Here is a 2,080-nt window from a genome sequence, read left to right as displayed (position 1 = left end):
GCCATGAACGTACACGAGTATCAGGCGAAGGGTGTTTTGGGGGGGTATGGAGTTCCGGTGTCGCGGGGTGTCGCGATCTTCTCGGCGGGGGAGGCCGAGGCAGCGGCGCGGGAGCTCGGGGGTCCGGTGTGGGTGGTGAAGAGCCAGATCCACGCGGGCGGGCGCGGCAAGGGCACGTTCAAAGGGGCGGCCCCCGACGCCAAGGGCGGGGTGCGGGTGGTGCGCTCGGTCGAGGAGGTGGCGAGGAACGCCGCCGAGATGCTCGGCGCGACGCTGGTGACGGTGCAGACGGGGCCTGCGGGCAAGCAGGTCAACCGGCTCTACATCGAGGAAGGCGCGCAGATCGCCGCCGAGTTCTACCTGTCGATGCTGGTGGACCGGGCCACGGGCGGCGTCGCCTTCGTGGTCTCGACGGAAGGCGGCATGGACATCGAGGCGGTCGCCCATGACACGCCCGAGAAGATCCACACCATCCCCGTCGATCCGGCCACCGGCCTGATGCCGCATCACGGCCGGGCCATCGCCAAGGCGCTCGGCCTCTCCGGTGACCAGGCCAGGCAGGCGGGGGCGCTGGCGGAAAAGCTCTACGCGGCCTTCACGGGCAAGGACATGAGCCTGCTCGAGATCAACCCGCTGGTGCTGACGGCCGACGGGCAGCTCAAGTGCCTCGACGCCAAGATCTCGTTCGACAGTAACGCCCTCTACCGGCACCCGGACATCGTGGCGCTGCGCGACGAGTCGGAGGAGGACGCCAAGGAGATCGAGGCCTCCAAGCACGATCTCGCCTACATCGCGCTTGAGGGCACCATCGGCTGCATGGTCAACGGGGCGGGGCTCGCCATGGCCACGCTCGACATCATCAAGCTCTACGGCGAGGAGCCGGCGAACTTCCTGGATGTCGGCGGCGGCGCCACGGAGGAGAAGGTCACGGCGGCCTTCCAGATCATCACCGCCGACCCGAACGTGAAGGGGATCCTGGTCAACATCTTCGGCGGGATCATGAAGTGCGACGTCATCGCCCGCGGCGTGATCGCGGCGGTGAAGGCGGTGGGGCTTTCCGTGCCGCTGGTGGTGCGGCTGGAGGGCACCAACGTCGAGGAGGGCAAGGCGATCATCCGGGGCTCGGGGCTGAACGTGATCCCGGCCGACGATCTCGACGACGCCGCCCAGAAGATCGTCGCCGCGGTGAAGGGAGCCTGAGGCATGTCCGTTCTGATCGACAGGAACACCAAGGTCATCTGCCAGGGCTTCACGGGCAAGAACGGCACCTTCCACTCCGAGCAGGCGATCGCCTACGGCACGCGGATGGTGGGGGGCACGAGCCCGGGCAAGGGCGGATCGCGCCATCTGAACCTGCCGGTGTTCGACACCGTGGCGGAGGCCCGCGAGGCGACGGGCGCCGAGGCCTCCGTGGTCTACGTGCCCCCGCCCGGCGCGGCCGACGCCATCCTCGAGGCGGTGGCGGCCGAGGTGCCGCTGATCGTGTGCATCACGGAGGGCATTCCCGTCCTCGACATGGTGCGGGTGAAGCGCGCGCTCGCCGGCTCGAAGTCGCGTCTGGTGGGCCCGAACTGCCCCGGCGTGGTCACGGCGGGGGAATCGAAGATCGGCATCATGCCGGCCAACATCTTCCGGCCTGGCAAGGTCGGGATCGTGTCGCGGTCGGGCACGCTGACCTACGAGGCGGTGTTCCAGACGACCCGTGAAGGCTTGGGCCAGACGACGGCGGTCGGCATCGGCGGCGATCCGGTCAAGGGCACGGAGTTCATCGACGTGCTGGAGCTGTTCCTGGCCGACCCGCAGACGGAGGCGATCGTGATGATCGGCGAGATCGGCGGCTCGGCGGAGGAGGAGGCGGCTTCCTTCCTGAAGGACGAGGCCAGGCGCGGGCGCATGAAGCCGACGGTGGGCTTCATCGCCGGCCGCACGGCCCCGCCGGGCCGGCGCATGGGGCATGCGGGCGCGATCATCTCCGGCGGCAAGGGCGGCGCCGAGGACAAGATCGCCGCCATGGAAGACGCCGGCATCCGCGTCTCCCCATCCCCCGCAAGACTCGGTCAAACTCTCGTCCAGCACCTCA

The 2,080-nt window shown here is 69.2% G+C and carries 2 protein-coding genes; both read left to right on the top strand.

Going from position 1 to position 2,080, the window contains the following annotated elements; genetic code table 11:
• The first annotated feature begins 3 nt into the window (after window positions 1–3).
• Window positions 4–1,200, top strand: coding sequence for an ADP-forming succinate--CoA ligase subunit beta (sucC, locus tag MFF04_RS21505; protein WP_238279019.1), 1,197 nt, complete (start codon window positions 4–6; stop codon window positions 1,198–1,200).
• 3 nt (window positions 1,201–1,203) lie between these two features.
• A partial coding sequence (gene sucD / locus MFF04_RS21500) for a succinate--CoA ligase subunit alpha (RefSeq protein ID WP_238279017.1) occupies window positions 1,204–2,080 on the top strand: 877 nt, incomplete at its 3' end.

The sequence above is a fragment of the Methylobacterium jeotgali genome (assembly GCF_022179345.1).
Lineage (GTDB): Bacteria > Pseudomonadota > Alphaproteobacteria > Rhizobiales > Beijerinckiaceae > Methylobacterium > Methylobacterium jeotgali.
This window is presented reverse-complemented; position numbering and strand designations above follow the sequence as displayed.